The 13,584-nt window shown below is 40.7% G+C and carries 13 protein-coding genes and 1 tRNA gene; 7 read left to right on the forward strand and 7 right to left on the reverse strand.

The features are described from left to right. The first annotated feature begins 133 nt into the window (after window positions 1-133). Window positions 134-1,036: a LysR family transcriptional regulator gene (locus B6A32_RS14675; protein WP_085305407.1), complete on the forward strand. Its 903-nt coding sequence runs from the start codon at window positions 134-136 to the stop codon at window positions 1,034-1,036. Between the two features lie 300 nt (window positions 1,037-1,336). On the opposite strand, the gene B6A32_RS14680 is transcribed toward B6A32_RS14675, so the two are convergent. The 3 genes from B6A32_RS14680 to B6A32_RS14690 all read right to left on the reverse strand — a co-directional run bounded on the left by B6A32_RS14680 (window position 1,337) and on the right by B6A32_RS14690 (window position 4,204). Then, the gene (locus B6A32_RS14680) at window positions 1,337-2,458 is read right to left on the reverse strand and encodes a flavin monoamine oxidase family protein (RefSeq protein WP_085305409.1); all 1,122 of its coding nucleotides are present in this window, start codon (window positions 2,456-2,458) and stop codon (window positions 1,337-1,339) included. Between the two features lie 3 nt (window positions 2,459-2,461). Further along, the gene (locus tag B6A32_RS14685; protein WP_085305411.1) at window positions 2,462-3,136 is read right to left on the reverse strand and encodes a cupin domain-containing protein; all 675 of its coding nucleotides are present in this window, start codon (window positions 3,134-3,136) and stop codon (window positions 2,462-2,464) included. A gap of 294 nt (window positions 3,137-3,430) precedes the next feature. Next, window positions 3,431-4,204: an SDR family NAD(P)-dependent oxidoreductase gene (locus tag B6A32_RS14690; protein ID WP_085305413.1), complete on the reverse strand. Its 774-nt coding sequence runs from the start codon at window positions 4,202-4,204 to the stop codon at window positions 3,431-3,433. Window positions 4,205-4,371: 167 nt separating this feature from the next. Between B6A32_RS14690 and gcvA the strand changes: the two genes are divergently transcribed. The 3 genes from gcvA (at window position 4,372) to B6A32_RS14705 (ending at window position 7,264) form a co-directional block, all read left to right on the forward strand. Then, complete coding sequence (gene gcvA, locus B6A32_RS14695; RefSeq protein ID WP_085305415.1) at window positions 4,372-5,301, forward strand: transcriptional regulator GcvA; 930 nt, start codon at window positions 4,372-4,374, stop codon at window positions 5,299-5,301. Window positions 5,302-5,455: 154 nt separating this feature from the next. Further along, window positions 5,456-5,977: a carboxymuconolactone decarboxylase family protein gene (locus B6A32_RS14700; protein WP_085305417.1), complete on the forward strand. Its 522-nt coding sequence runs from the start codon at window positions 5,456-5,458 to the stop codon at window positions 5,975-5,977. Window positions 5,978-6,034: 57 nt separating this feature from the next. Further along, window positions 6,035-7,264, forward strand: coding sequence for an MFS transporter (locus B6A32_RS14705; RefSeq protein WP_085305419.1), 1,230 nt, complete (start codon window positions 6,035-6,037; stop codon window positions 7,262-7,264). An 86-nt stretch (window positions 7,265-7,350) separates the two neighbouring features. Here B6A32_RS14705 and rimI read toward each other — a convergent pair whose 3' ends face one another. The 4 genes from rimI to aceK all read right to left on the reverse strand — a co-directional run bounded on the left by rimI (window position 7,351) and on the right by aceK (window position 10,616). Next, window positions 7,351-7,812 carry a ribosomal protein S18-alanine N-acetyltransferase gene (gene rimI, locus B6A32_RS14710; protein WP_085305421.1) on the reverse strand — a complete coding sequence of 154 codons (462 nt, stop codon included), beginning with the start codon at window positions 7,810-7,812 and terminating at the stop codon, window positions 7,351-7,353. Further along, window positions 7,809-8,297, reverse strand: coding sequence for a hypothetical protein (locus B6A32_RS14715; RefSeq protein WP_085305423.1), 489 nt, complete (start codon window positions 8,295-8,297; stop codon window positions 7,809-7,811). The genes rimI and B6A32_RS14715 overlap by 4 nt, the downstream gene beginning before the upstream one ends. Window positions 8,298-8,680: 383 nt before the next feature. Beyond that, window positions 8,681-8,757: transfer RNA gene (locus B6A32_RS14720), tRNA-Trp, on the reverse strand. Window positions 8,758-8,885: 128 nt separating this feature from the next. Further along, window positions 8,886-10,616 carry a bifunctional isocitrate dehydrogenase kinase/phosphatase gene (gene aceK, locus B6A32_RS14725; protein WP_408607674.1) on the reverse strand — a complete coding sequence of 577 codons (1,731 nt, stop codon included), beginning with the start codon at window positions 10,614-10,616 and terminating at the stop codon, window positions 8,886-8,888. Between the two features lie 246 nt (window positions 10,617-10,862). Here aceK and queA point away from each other — a divergent pair, with 246 nt between their 5' ends. From queA to yajC, 3 genes are all read left to right on the forward strand, one after another. Next, entirely contained in the window at window positions 10,863-11,921 is a 1,059-nt protein-coding gene (queA, locus tag B6A32_RS14730; protein ID WP_085305427.1) for a tRNA preQ1(34) S-adenosylmethionine ribosyltransferase-isomerase QueA, read from the forward strand. Between the two features lie 120 nt (window positions 11,922-12,041). Then, window positions 12,042-13,184, forward strand: coding sequence for a tRNA guanosine(34) transglycosylase Tgt (gene tgt / locus B6A32_RS14735; protein WP_085305551.1), 1,143 nt, complete (start codon window positions 12,042-12,044; stop codon window positions 13,182-13,184). A gap of 61 nt (window positions 13,185-13,245) precedes the next feature. Then, window positions 13,246-13,581 (forward strand): preprotein translocase subunit YajC, encoded by a 336-nt coding sequence (gene yajC / locus B6A32_RS14740; RefSeq protein WP_085305429.1) that lies wholly within the window; start codon window positions 13,246-13,248, stop codon window positions 13,579-13,581. Window positions 13,582-13,584 lie beyond the last annotated feature (3 nt).

Below are 13,584 nucleotides of genomic sequence, written 5' to 3' on the forward strand. Positions count from 1 at the left end.
GGAAACAATGAAAGTTTATGGTGTAATATGCTCACCTTGAAACTTAGCCTAAAGTGCACTTGAAAATGATTGCGGTAATAGCGGCATCACTCCAGATAGCCAAAAACAAATAAACTCAAGCAGGACGATTAAAATGGATATTGCCAAAAGATTGGATCTCTTCTTAGATGTAGTAAAACAAGGCTCTTACACTAAAGCAGCCAATTTAAGACAGATAGACCGCTCAGCCTTATCAAAGCAGATTATGATTTTGGAAAAGGAGTTGGGCATTCGTTTACTTAACCGTTCTACGCGCTCTTTATCACTCACCGAGGCAGGCAAAGAAGTGCTAAAACAGGCCGAATCGGTCAGGCAAACTGTTTCGGATACCTATCGAATTGTGGAAAGTTTTAACAACGAACCTAAAGGGTTGTTACGTATTACCAGCCCCACCTTATTTGGCAAGTTGTACGTGCATAAAGTTGTTAAAAAGTTTATGCGTACTTACCCCGAAGCGCATATTCATCTCACGCTGGATAATCAAAAGTTAAAACTCATTGAAGAGCGTTACGACTTGGCTTTTAGAATCGGTAACCTAGGTGATTCTAACCTAATCGCTAAAAAGCTAGCAGATAACCATCCTGTGATATTAGCTTCAGAAGACTTTATTAAAGAACATGGCCAACCGAAAACACCCGAAGAATTGATTCAACTACCTGCGGTATTTTATGCCAGTGACGGTTTGGTAGTGAATCGCATTCCAATGATTGAAAGCCTGAGCAGTGGTGAGGCTAAATCTTGGGAATTTCAGGGGCATTATCGGGTGAATGAGCCAGAGTTGATTATTGATGCCGTGCGTTCAGGCTTGGGCTTTGCGATGGTGGGGCGCTATATGCTGGATAAACCGCTGAGTGAGTTAGGTTTAGTTCCACTGTTAACGAACTATCAGTTTCCGGATTATTTTGGAGGAATTTATGCCGTATATCCTCATCGCAATCCCACTCTGCTAGTCAATAAATTTATTGAAATGATGCAGGATGAGATTGGTGACATTTAGTAGGTACAATGGCCGTTTATAGATTAAGGAATTGCGTGCTATTACTAGAGTAAATAAAACTTTGGCGACTGTTAGTGATAAGTAGTTAATGTCAGGATTGTTAACGACTGACTTCTCTTTACGTCAGTTGAAAGCCAAAAGAGGGCGTAAGCTTTGTTATACCTGAACATATTAAGGACGATTTTAACCCAAGTAACTAGATATTTGAGTGTTCGAGTTGGTCATTGCAATTGTTATGGGTAGCCTGATCTTTAATAAAGTGTACCTGACCCTACTTAATATAAGCTCAAGTATCAGCCATTACAAATCACGCTTTAACATTTTTAAGTAATGCTCAACACCTATGTTTGCTGCATCAACTGCACCGGCAACATAGCCCGGAAATTGCACCGACCATTCACTACTAATACCTACTAAATTTTGATGCCACGGGCCATTTTGCGCTGTTATGTCAGGTGCTGGCGCATGTGCGCTCGCTGCGTGTGTATCTAGCGACGTTGCTGTGAGTGGGTCTTGTGCCCAGTCTTTAATAATATCGGCTTTTGGTGTGGCGGCTTGTGCGCCAAAAAGCCTGACCAATTGCGCTCTACAATGTGTGATTAAATCTTCATTACTAATGCGTTTTCGACCATAGGCAGGTATACCAATAAAGCCAAATAATGCGGCTTGGCCTTCTGGGTTTGATGCGTCGTGTATTTCAGCCATTGGCCCAACGCTGCTGCGGGCGCTGCCCGATAATTCTTCCTCGCGCCAAAATGGCTTGTTGTATACAGCAATATACTTAGCGTGCGGTGCCATCCAGGTTGCGGTATTCTGCCACTGTGTTAGTAAGTCGCTTGGCAATGCTGGGGTAAATGTTATTTGGCTTACGGCTAAGCGTGGCGGCAGCGCAAGCATTACATGCTCCACACTTACCTGATTATTTACTTGGTTATTTGCTGTATTTGAGGTGCTAAAGTTAACTTCAATATTGTCGTGTTGTTGGGTAATTGACTTTACCAAAGCACCGATAACTATTTGTTTGTTGTTAAGTTTTGCATGTAAGGCATTAATGAGTATGCCCATGCCACCTTTTAACCGCATAGACGTAGGAGAATGCGTATAACCGGGCATTGCTGTTGGCACTTGCGTATGTGAGCGTTCTACTAAGGTATTGCCTTGCTCGTACTGGGCAAATGTTTCTAGGTTTAGCGTTTTAATAATGGCATTTAATTGCGGCTGAAACTCTGGCCAAAACCAAGTTGGGCCAAGATCAAAGTTATTTGTTGTAGCTTGCGAATGATGCGTAAAGTCCATTATGCGCCCACCTAATTGGTCTCTGGCTTCAAGCAATATGTAATCGGTAATGCCTTGTTGTTCTAACTGGTAAGCGGCATACAAGCCGCTAAGCCCACCGCCTATGATCGCAATTTTTGTACGCATTATTTAGCCTCCACAACCTATATTGTTAAAATGACCTACTTTAAGGTAAATTTTAGCGCTATTGCTTCCCGCTGATATTAACGCTTTGCTATTGCTTGGCAGCCTTAGCCAGCTTCCTTTTGAATATTCTACCTCGTTATGTACTACGCTGCCGCTCAGTACAAATAACTCTAAGGCATTATGTGCATTTACATTATCAAATAGGGGCTGTTGCGGTGCTAACTTTACCAGTTTAGTTACTTCATTATCATTTTTATAAAGCGGGCATATAGTGCGGTTGTTTTGTGTTATCCACGTATCCGGATCGTGTGTATTTATGCGCACTGGGGCGGTTTCTGTTACGCACATTTGCCACAGTTTTACAAAAATTGTTGCGCCACTTTTACTCTTAGGTGCATGTAAAGACCCTGGCGGATTTCGTAAATAAAAGCCTTGTGGGTAGTCGCCCGACTCATCTGAAAAGGTGCCCGAAAGTACCATGATTTCTTCTCCGCCTGGGTGAGCATGACTTGGAAAAGTAGACTCAGGCGCGTAGCGTACTACGCTTGTTGCTCTGGCTTTTTCAGCGCCTATTCTGTCGAGCATTACGCGCTCAACACCCGCCTGAGGCGATGTTTGCCAACTATATTGACTTGGCAGCATTAAAGCGTGTTGTGAAAAATCTGAATTGACTCGCATTTATCCAACCTAAATAAAATAAGAGCAATAATGTATGTTATTGCTCTATGATACCAATCCGCACTAATACTTAATCATTTTGCGGGGCTAAACGTGTCGCTACCTGCGTTAAAAAATTCTCATTTACGACTGCATGGATGCAGAAGGTAGAGCAATGCAGGAGCAATTGCCGAGAACAACTAAATAGCGAATTTTTTGCCTAACTATCAACACGTTTCTCCAACCTCAAAATAGATCACTTAATTAAGCGAATTGGTATAAATTTACGCCCTTTGAGGGCTTTAAAATTACGTATTAATTACGACCAGCCATTACACCGCCGTCAATATCCCATACTGCACCCGTTACCCAAGCGGCTTTGTCGCTGAGTAAAAACGCAATGGTATTGGCTACATCTTCACTTGTACCTACACGACCAATTGGGTGGAAGCTGTTAAAACCTTGTAGCGCATCGTTTACTTCGGCTTTAGGGATAAAACCTTCATAAATTGGCGTTTGTACAACCGCTGGCGATACTGCATTAACGCGAATATTGTGTGCTGCTAATTCCATTGCTAAATGTTGAGTTAGCGCATGTAAACCTGCTTTAGCCATTGAATACGCTGACGATGGTGTAGCGGCAATAGCTTGCTTACCCCACATAGAGCCTACATTAACAATGGCGCCGGCGCGTTTTGCTGCCACTAAATTAGCGGCGACTTTTTGAGTAATAAAAAACAAGGCACGGTTAATTTGCATGTACTGATCGTAATCAGCCGCTTCGTGCTCTAAAAATGGTTTAGGGAAAAACACACCGGCAGCATTTACCAGTAAATCGACGTCTGCGTGGTCTTGTGAAAGTGTGTTAATTAAGTTTTGCACGCCTTCATAACTGGTTAAATCAGCGGTTAACACCTCAACAGTGCCTAAAGCTGATAGCTGTTCTTTTGCTGCTTGGGCTTTTTCTTTACGGTGGCCAACAATGACAGCTTGGCCGCCTTGCTCTAAAATTAATCGAGCCGTTTCAAAACCCATGCCGCTAGTACCACCAACAACGAGTAATTTTTTACCTGAAAATTGCTTAGTCATGATTATTTCTCCAAGCGCTACTATGCGCTGTATTTGTTATATAAATAAAAGTATTGAGTTGCCTATAACAAGTAGCTTGCTGTTTGGCTTGGGAGGTATTTTTTACTTATTTACTTGCTTTAACAAACGAGATAATCTGAATCATCAATAAAGAAAAAGTTTATCGCATGAAATCACCTATACATCTCAATGCATTAAAAGCGTTTGAAGCCAGCGCACGACACCAAAGTTTTTCAGCGGCAGCTGATGAGCTAAACGTAACGCCTGCAGCCGTTGGGCAACTGGTTAAAACTTTGGAAGAGTGGCTCGACACGCCGCTGTTTCATAGAATGACTTCTGGTAAAACACGGCTAGTAGCCACTGAAACCGCACAAAGTGCCTTGCCATTAATACGCGAAGGGTTTGATAAACTCGCCCAAGGGCTGGACGTTTTAAAAGACAATGCGATTAGCGGTGTATTAACGGTTGCAGTAAGTCCTGCATTTGCTGCGAAATGGTTATTACCTAGGTTGCATCACTTTCAAGAAATATGTGCGCAAACCAATGTAAATTTAAATACTAATTTAAAACCGGTTGATTTTGCAGATCAGCGTATAGATGTAGGCATACGCTTTGGCGTAGGTAATTGGCAAGGCTTGAGCGCAGAAAAACTAATGGATGAAGAAGTATATCCGGTATGCTCCCCTAAATTTTTAGAAGACTCAAACCGCTTAAATACCATTGATAAACTATTGAACGAAACCCTGATACACGATCAGTCAATGGATGACCATACGGGTTTTCCATCTTGGTCAGCGTGGTTAAAAAAAGCCGGAGTAACAGGGCCTTTAACCACTAAAAGCATTCAAATAAATAATTCAGCGGCTGTATTGCAGTCAGCTATTGACGGCCACGGCGTAGCTTTAGCGCGCAGTGTTATGGCTAAAGATGACCTAGCTGCAGGGCGGTTGGTCAGGTTGTTCCCAAATATTTATTTTGAATCACCTTTGGCGTATTACGTTGTTTACCGCCCCGAATGTGCTGAGCTGCCAAGAATACACGCATTTAAAGAATGGCTGTTTAAAGAGGTAGAAAACCCACAGGCTAAAAGAGATTAAAACTCAGCAGTATTTTTATAAATTACAGCAGTAAAGAAAATATTTACCATGGTAAAAGATAATCTCTGTGGTTAACCACATTCATTCCCCGTAAGCTTCGCTCCAAGTTAGCCACTTTAATTACTTAAGTGGCGTTTAATTAGGAGTAAACATTATGTCACAAGTAAGAGTAACGCCATGGCAAGATGGCGATGAAGCCCCAGCCGAACTACTAGCCGAAATGCAAGGTCGTCGTCCAAACGGTGAACTAATAGGCATAGATAGAGTACTACTAAAAAGCTTTCCTTTAGCTAAAGGCTGGAACGAGTTGCTAGGGCGCGTTAGAGCAAACTTTGGCTTATCGCTTGAGTACCGCGAACTTATTATGCTGCGTGTAGCGGTATTAAACAAAGCCGATTTTGAATGGAATGTGCACTACCCTGCATACATACAAGCTGGCGGTACCGATGAAAAAGCAACTGCACTTAAAAGCGTGGTAGTAAATGCTGAATTATTCTCTGAGCAGGAGCTGGCTCTGCTTGAACTTACTGAGCAATCAACCACTAAAGTAAATGTTGATGGCGGCGTTATTGAGCGTTTAAAAGCGCTATTTGGGGAAACGCAAACTGTAGAAGCTGTAGCAACTGTTGCTGCTTACAACATGGTATCGCGCTTTTTAGTGGCGTTAGACATTTAAATATATCAACCATAACCCTCTTTTTAGCTCCTTTAATACTTTTAGGAAAGTGAAACCATGCCAAAATTAAACGCTATAGACTCAGATATATTTGAGCCGAGCGACCCTCAAGTTCAAACCTCTAACTTATGGCGTTTAATGTTAGCGCAGGCACTTTCTGGAGCTAATAGCGTTGTGCTGTATGCAACAGGTGCAGTAGTGGGGAGCTTGCTTGCTCCTACTGCACTTTTAGCCACATTACCTGTTTCTATTTTTGTTTTGGGCATGGCTTTGTGTGTTTTACCCGCCGGTGAATTAGCACGAAAATATGGGCGACGTGCAGCATTTATGGCAGGAACTGGCGCTGGTGTTTTAACCGGGCTAATAGCTGCTATTGGGTTGTATATAGACAGCTTTTGGCTGTACTGTTTATCTGCGCTGTTGGGCGGCGCTTATGCGGCAGTGGCCTTGTCTTTTCGGTTTGCTGCAACCGATGGCGTGCCCGAAAATAAGCGCCCGCAAGCGCTTTCTATGGTAATGGCAGGGGGCGTAGCCGCAGGTATTATTGGCTCGCAGTTAGTCACGCATACCATGCACCTTTGGTCAGACAAAATGTTTGCTGCCACATTTATAGCGCAAGCCATTGTTGCGGCTCTAGCTGGTGTTATTTTGTTTGGAGTTAAATTAACTAAGCCAGCAGCAAATCAAGCATATTTAGGAAGGCCATTGAGCACAATTGCCCTGCAACCACGTTTTATAAGCGCGGTTATTTGTGGAGCTGCGTCGTATATGGTGATGAATTTTTTGATGACATCGGCACCTCTGGCAATGCATATGCACGGGCATAGCCAAGAGTCAGCCAATTTAGGAATGCAGTGGCATGTTATTGCTATGTATGCACCTAGCTTTTTTACCGGCAAACTCATTGCACTTTTTGGCGCTGCTCGTATTTCTATTTTTGGTATTATTTTAACCGCAATATCAGCAGCTATAGGATTTTTAGGCGAAGGTGTATATCACTTTTACGCGTTGTTAATTTTGTTAGGCATAGGTTGGAACTTTGGCTTTTTAGGAGCATCAGCATTGGTGCTCGAAACTCACAAACCAGAGGAAAAAAACCGCGCTCAATCGTTTAGTGACTTTATTGTATTTGGCTTAATGGCTGTGGGTTCTTTTTCATCGGGTGGGTTATTAAGTGCTTACGGTTGGCACACCGTTTTGTGGGCATCTTTTGTGCCTTTATTACTGGCGGTTATTGTTTTGATATTCACAAAAAAATATCAGATAAGATCTGCTCAAAAAGGGTAAAAGCAAGTTTTACAAGTAAACTAGCTAGTGCCCTTTGTTATCGGCACTAGAATTTATGCAAACGTTAGGAAAGTGCGTAGGGTAAGTTATATCTTTTTCGACATCACAATAGCGTCTTCATAGCCAAATCCGCTGTTACTTGGGTAGTAACCGGTTCTTCGTGATATTTCTTTAAAACCTTGATTGATATAAAGCATTTGAGCACTAATGTTTTTTGCTCGCACTTCTAAGAAAATCGTTGAAGTAGTAAGCTGTTTACAATGTTTAAAAAACTGTAGTAATAATGCTTTACCATAGCCGCTACCTTGTTGCTCTGGGTCAACACAAATGTCCATCAAGGTAGATTCGCCAGCCACATGCTCCCCAACATAAAAGCCGACAATTACTTGGTCAACAATTAAGTATTCACCAAAATATCGGCCATCAATACAGCTTCTAAATGTTTTTTCACTCCACGGATGTGGATGACAAGCAAGCTCGATTACCATAAGCTTTTCTACTATTTCCTGCGTTACAGGGTGGAATGTGGTATTGGTTGCTTGTGTCATGTTGAACTTAAAGATCCTAGTGATTGCCATAAGGCTTTTTTTAATGCAGGTGAGTTAGCAAGTGTTGTTAAAACAGGGGTTTTAAGACAGTTATGTTTGAATTCAATCGCTGAATTTTCGCTGAATTGCCAATTAATAATACCGAGATCTATTTGATCATTAGCAATCGATATATCAGCGCTGCTGGCGCCAATACTGAGAATAATGTCTTTAAAAAGTTGCTGTTTAAGTAAAACATCTAAGTCTATGGCTACTTTATCGCTGATGCTCGTCTGTTGAGTTTGGCTAGGGTTAGAATCAGAATGTACTACCGATGAAGCTGATGTATTTTCAGGTGCAGAGCTAGCCTGGTCGATTTCATTGCTATTTTTCTTGCTTTGCACAGCGTTTGATGAAGTTGAGCTAGTGTTGGTCAACTCACGTCTTTGCCAAACAGTAATGCCCATGGCTTGTAATATATTAAACTGTCGTTTGTTAATGCTCATATTAATACCAATTGAAATAAATAATCGATCATTTTAAGGCGGTTTAAATCGTCAATAACTGTGTTGTTTTCAATCCCAATAGCCCGCTATTACTCAATCAAACGCCTTATTCTTGAACAATTATCCTCGCTTAAAATTGGTCAATAACTTATTACATTTGGTATAATTTAGCTATGGTTAAAATCACGGTTATCATGACAGAATTTTTAAATGGGAAAAACTAGAATCTGCAAAAGTAGAGCAATTAGCTGACAAAACGACAGATTATGTCATTTGAGATTAAGACCCCAACACCGTAACCTAAAAAAGTATAAAAGATGATGTAAGACGGTAAGATAGAAAGTAATACAGAGAATAGTATAAATTAATACTAGAAAAGAAAATGGCAGGGGTGGAGAGATTCGAACTCCCAACCGTCGGTTTTGGAGACCGCTGTTCTACCAATTGGAACTACACCCCTGCAACGGATTCGAATTATACTGATGCCAAGCCAAAGGTAAAGCGCAATTTTAAAATAAATGACCGTTCGGCTAAATAAACAGCACATTTACGCATTTTTACACTTTATCAAGTGGTTTTGTTGGTTTATTAGCCAGCTCGCCAATAACAAAAGCGCGACTTCTCAGGATATGGGTAAACATCAGCAAATACGCCTTTGGCAACATTGGCTTGGCAGTCTTGCCAATACTTTGCCTCTAATAGATTAGCATGATGACCTAAAAAGGCTTGTCGGTAGCGGTTGTTTGCTAGGGCAAAGGTTGCTATTTCTTCTGGGAATACATCGCCAGGGGCTACCGAGTACCATGGCTCGGCCGCATAAATTTGTTCTTCTGTTACAGGTTCTGGCTTAACGCGAAAGTTAACTTCGTTCATGTAAGTTATTTCATCATAATCATAAAAAATAACCCGTCCGTGTCGAGTAACACCAAAATTTTTCAGTAACATATCACCAGGAAATATATCAGCGGCAATTAATTGTTTAATGGCTTTGCCGTAGCCATACATTGCGCTGTCAATTTGTTCATCAGTGGCTTTGGCTAAATATAAATTAAGCGGGGTCATTTTACGTTCTATGTACATATGTTTAATGATCACTAAATTATCTTCATATCGGAGCAACGATGGGGCAACCGTAGTTAATTCGTCAAGCAGCTCTTCTGAAAAACGGTCTTTAGGAAAGGCAACTTCTGAATATTCCATGGTATCGGCCATTCTGCCTACTCGATCATGTAGCTTAACTAAGCGATACTTGCCTTTAACGTCGTCTCTACTCATATTTTTACTGGGTGAGAATTTATCTTTAATAATTTTAAAAACATAAGGATAAGAAGGCAGCATAAATACTGACATGACCATGCCTTTAATGCCCGGTGCTAGTTCAAGTTTGTCGTCGCTGTTTTCAAGATGATTTAAAAACTCACGATAAAACTGTGTTTTGCCTTGCTTATGAAAACCAATGGCAGAATATAAGTCAGCACTAGTTTTGTGAGGGATCAAGCGACTTAAAAACTCAACTAGGGCTCGCGGGTGCTGACAATTCACAAAGAAGTAAGCTCGAGCAAAACCAAATACTACAGCCATGTGCTCACCTTTTGTGATTAAGGCATCGATAAATAGCCCGTCTTTTTCGGTGTTTAGCAAAGAGATAATAAATGGTGTTTCGCCTGCTGGTGAAATTACTCGTCCGATAATATAGGCACCCTTATTGCGATAAAAAACAGAATCTAAAATATCGAATTGTAAATCTGAAGGTTTATAGTGTGTTTTATCCGCTTGTTTACGAAACTTAGCAATTAGAGTATTAATATCTTTTTTTAAGTGAGCAAAAGGTACAGAAAAATTTCTGCTTTGCATGATTTTACTGATGGTTTTAAATAAGCCTTGTTCTTCAGGGAAATAACTGGTGTATATGGTTGGCGTAGGCAATGCATCTAAGCGTGTTGCCGTTGACTGCACAAAAATATAAGCATTGTGGTAATACTCGCGATCAAATAAATGACAAAAAATAGAATTGTAAAAGCTTTCGGCTAGTTCTGGTTGTGGGTGCTTACTTAGCAACTCGATATAACAACTTTTAACGATTTTCCAAAGTTGGTCATCAAGTTCGCCGATGGCAAAGCCTTCTTTAAGTGTTGCGAGTGTTTCGTCTATGCGCTGGTCGTAAAAGTCGGTACGATCTTTTGCGGCAATTTGTATCTCGCGCCATAGGCGAAGTTCAAAGCGTTGCTTTGCAGTTTGTGTAATTTCACTATAAAGATAAATATGACGTTCAAAGCCGTTGATGATAGTTTTTGCGATGGCGAAAGCGAGATTTTTCATAAGCATATCTTCGTTAGTTGTTTGATTTCAGCATACGTTAAAATGAATCATTTAGGTGATTATTTTTAAACTATAGTCGCTATTTATTATCGTGATACCTTGAACAAAAAAAACGTGTGATATTACAGAGCTAAACAAGGATATTTGGTGAAATAATGAGACTGAGTTATTCAAGTTAATGCTTGCTATTCGTGCCGTGCAGCACTAAAATTACGCGTTTTTTATCTATAAACTAGTTTATTACTCATGCGCGTTGCTGATTTTTCATTTGAATTACCCGAAGAGCTTATCGCTCGTTACCCAAAAGCCAATCGTTCAGCTAGTCGTTTAATGACGCTAAACGGTAATAGCGGTGAACGTAAAGATGAATCTTTTACAGATTTGATTAACCATTTAGAAGCTGGCGATTTATTGGTATTTAACAATACTCGTGTTATTCCTGCTCGCATGTTTGGTCAAAAGGACAGCGGTGGAAAGTTAGAAGTATTAGTCGAGAGGCTACTCGACGAGCATCGAGTGTTAGCGCATATTCGCTGTAGTAAATCACCTAAACCAGGCAGTGAAATATTATTAGAAGGTAAAGTTAAAGCGACAATGGTTGCTCGACATGACGCACTTTTTGAGCTTGAATTTCATGGTGAACAGTCCGTTTTATCAATATTAGACGACGTTGGCCACATGCCATTACCGCCTTATATTGACCGTCCAGATGAAGACAGCGACCGAGAACGTTATCAAACCGTTTATAACGAAAAGCCAGGCGCGGTAGCTGCTCCTACAGCCGGCTTGCATTTTGATGATGCGTTAATGGCGCAACTAAAAGCGAAAGGTGTGGATTTTGCTTTTGTAACTTTGCATGTTGGCGCGGGAACTTTTCAACCAGTAAAAGTTGATGAAGTGGCTGACCATATTATGCATGCTGAATACGTCGAGGTTCCGGCTAGCGTTGTTACACAAATTGAGCAAACTAAGGCAAATGGCAAGCGCGTTATCGCGGTAGGCACAACGTCGGTGCGTTCTTTAGAAAGCGCGGCAAAAGTTGCCAAAGAAAAGGGTAGACCTTTTAGTGAGTTTTATGGTGATACCGATATTTTTATTACTCCAGGCTATGAATTTCAGATTGTTGATGCGTTGATCACTAATTTTCATTTGTCTGAATCAACGTTATTAATGTTAGTGAGTGCTTTTTCGGGTTATGAAAACATAATGGCTGCATATAAACATGCTGTTGAACAAGAGTATCGTTTTTTCAGTTACGGCGATGCTATGTTGTTAACGAAGAAAGAGCTAACGTCAGACAAGTAAAAAATTAATCATTACAAGTAGAGTTAGCTTGCGTGCTAACACTTTAAACGAAAAAGCTGCTAGCCTGTTTCGCTAGTGGGCGAAGGATATAATATGACAGAAAAGAAAGATAAAACCCCGATGCGTTATGAGTTGCTAAAAACTGACGGCAAAGCTCGACGTGGTCGCCTAACGTTTGATCGCGGTACAGTAGAAACCCCTGCATTTATGCCGGTTGGAACATACGGCACAGTTAAAGGTATGAAAACTGAAGAAGTAGCTGATACGGGTGCAGAAATCCTTTTAGGAAATACCTTTCACTTAATGTTACGTCCGGGCACTGAAATTATAGAGCAGCATGGCGGCTTACATGGTTTTATGAACTGGGATAAACCTATTTTAACTGACTCAGGCGGTTTTCAAGTATTTAGCTTAGGCAAAATGCGCAAAATTACTGAAGAGGGTGTGAAATTTAGCTCGCCAGTTAATGGTGAGAAAATCATGCTAACCCCTGAACGTTCAATGGAAGTTCAGCAGAGTTTAGATTCAGATATTGTAATGATATTTGATGAATGTACACCTTACCCAGCAAGTCATGAAGAATCTAAAGTCTCTATGGAGCTTTCATTACGTTGGGCACAACGCTCTAAAGATGCCCATGAAGGTAATCAAAACGCTTTGTTTGGTATTGTTCAAGGCGGTATGTATGAAGATTTACGTGAAGTATCGGTTAATGGCTTAACAAGTATTGGCTTTGATGGCTATGCCATTGGCGGTTTATCGGTAGGTGAACCTAAAGAAGATATGATCAGAATATTAGATCATACCGCACCCTTGATACCGGAAAATAAACCCCGATATCTTATGGGAGTAGGTAAACCTGAAGATTTAGTTGAAGGTGTTCGCCGCGGTATTGATATGTTTGATTGTGTTATGCCAACACGTAATGCACGTAACGGACATTTATTTGTTACTAATGGCGTAATTAAAATCAGAAATGCACGTCATAAAACAGATCCGGGTCCATTAGATGCTGAATGTGACTGTTACACCTGTAAAAATTACTCGCGTGCCTATTTACATCATTTAGATAAATGTAATGAAATTTTAGGTTCGCAATTGAATACGTTGCATAATTTACGTTTTTACCAACGTGTTATGCAAGGATTGCGTAATGCTATAGAGCAAGGCAAACTAGAAGAGTTTGTTGCCGAATTCTACGCGCTTCGCGATTTACCTGTGCCACCATTAGCTGGTTCTCCAGCTGCTGAAGCAACAGAGTAAAATAAAAAATTTAAACCATCACTTTATAAAATTTAATTAGAAACAATAACAAGAGGTATTTATGAGTTTATTTATTAGTCAAGCCCACGCTGCTGCTGCACCTGCTCAAGGCGCTGATGGTATGTCAATGTTGATCATGCTAGCGGTATTTGGTTTAGTGTTTTACTTTATGATTTATCGTCCACAAGCAAAACGTGTGAAAGAGCATAAAAGCTTAATGTCTGAGTTATCAAAAGGTGATGAAGTACTTACACAAGGTGGCATTGTAGGTAAAATTGTTAAAGTTTCTGACGAAAAAGACTTTATTGTAGTTAGCATTGCTGAAGGTACTGAAGTAACAGTACAAAAAGGTGCTGTTAATGCGGTATTACCTAAAGGTACAATGAAGTCTCTATAAGAG

It is taken from the genome of Colwellia polaris, assembly GCF_002104515.1.
Taxonomy (GTDB): Bacteria; Pseudomonadota; Gammaproteobacteria; order Enterobacterales; family Alteromonadaceae; genus Cognaticolwellia; species Cognaticolwellia polaris.

What these genes read in the sequence shown, in the direction of transcription:
- B6A32_RS14675 (WP_085305407.1), top strand. Translation starts at nt 134, where the DNA reads ATGGATATTGCCAAAAGATTGGATCTCTTCTTAGATGTAGTAAAACAA.
- B6A32_RS14680 (WP_085305409.1), bottom strand. Translation starts at nt 2,458, where the DNA reads ATGCGTACAAAAATTGCGATCATAGGCGGTGGGCTTAGCGGCTTGTAT.
- B6A32_RS14685 (WP_085305411.1), bottom strand. Translation starts at nt 3,136, where the DNA reads ATGCGAGTCAATTCAGATTTTTCACAACACGCTTTAATGCTGCCAAGT.
- B6A32_RS14690 (WP_085305413.1), bottom strand. Translation starts at nt 4,204, where the DNA reads ATGACTAAGCAATTTTCAGGTAAAAAATTACTCGTTGTTGGTGGTACT.
- gcvA (WP_085305415.1), top strand. Translation starts at nt 4,372, where the DNA reads ATGAAATCACCTATACATCTCAATGCATTAAAAGCGTTTGAAGCCAGC.
- B6A32_RS14700 (WP_085305417.1), top strand. Translation starts at nt 5,456, where the DNA reads ATGTCACAAGTAAGAGTAACGCCATGGCAAGATGGCGATGAAGCCCCA.
- B6A32_RS14705 (WP_085305419.1), top strand. Translation starts at nt 6,035, where the DNA reads ATGCCAAAATTAAACGCTATAGACTCAGATATATTTGAGCCGAGCGAC.
- rimI (WP_085305421.1), bottom strand. Translation starts at nt 7,812, where the DNA reads ATGACACAAGCAACCAATACCACATTCCACCCTGTAACGCAGGAAATA.
- B6A32_RS14715 (WP_085305423.1), bottom strand. Translation starts at nt 8,297, where the DNA reads ATGAGCATTAACAAACGACAGTTTAATATATTACAAGCCATGGGCATT.
- aceK (WP_408607674.1), bottom strand. Translation starts at nt 10,616, where the DNA reads ATGAAAAATCTCGCTTTCGCCATCGCAAAAACTATCATCAACGGCTTT.
- queA (WP_085305427.1), top strand. Translation starts at nt 10,863, where the DNA reads ATGCGCGTTGCTGATTTTTCATTTGAATTACCCGAAGAGCTTATCGCT.
- tgt (WP_085305551.1), top strand. Translation starts at nt 12,042, where the DNA reads ATGCGTTATGAGTTGCTAAAAACTGACGGCAAAGCTCGACGTGGTCGC.
- yajC (WP_085305429.1), top strand. Translation starts at nt 13,246, where the DNA reads ATGAGTTTATTTATTAGTCAAGCCCACGCTGCTGCTGCACCTGCTCAA.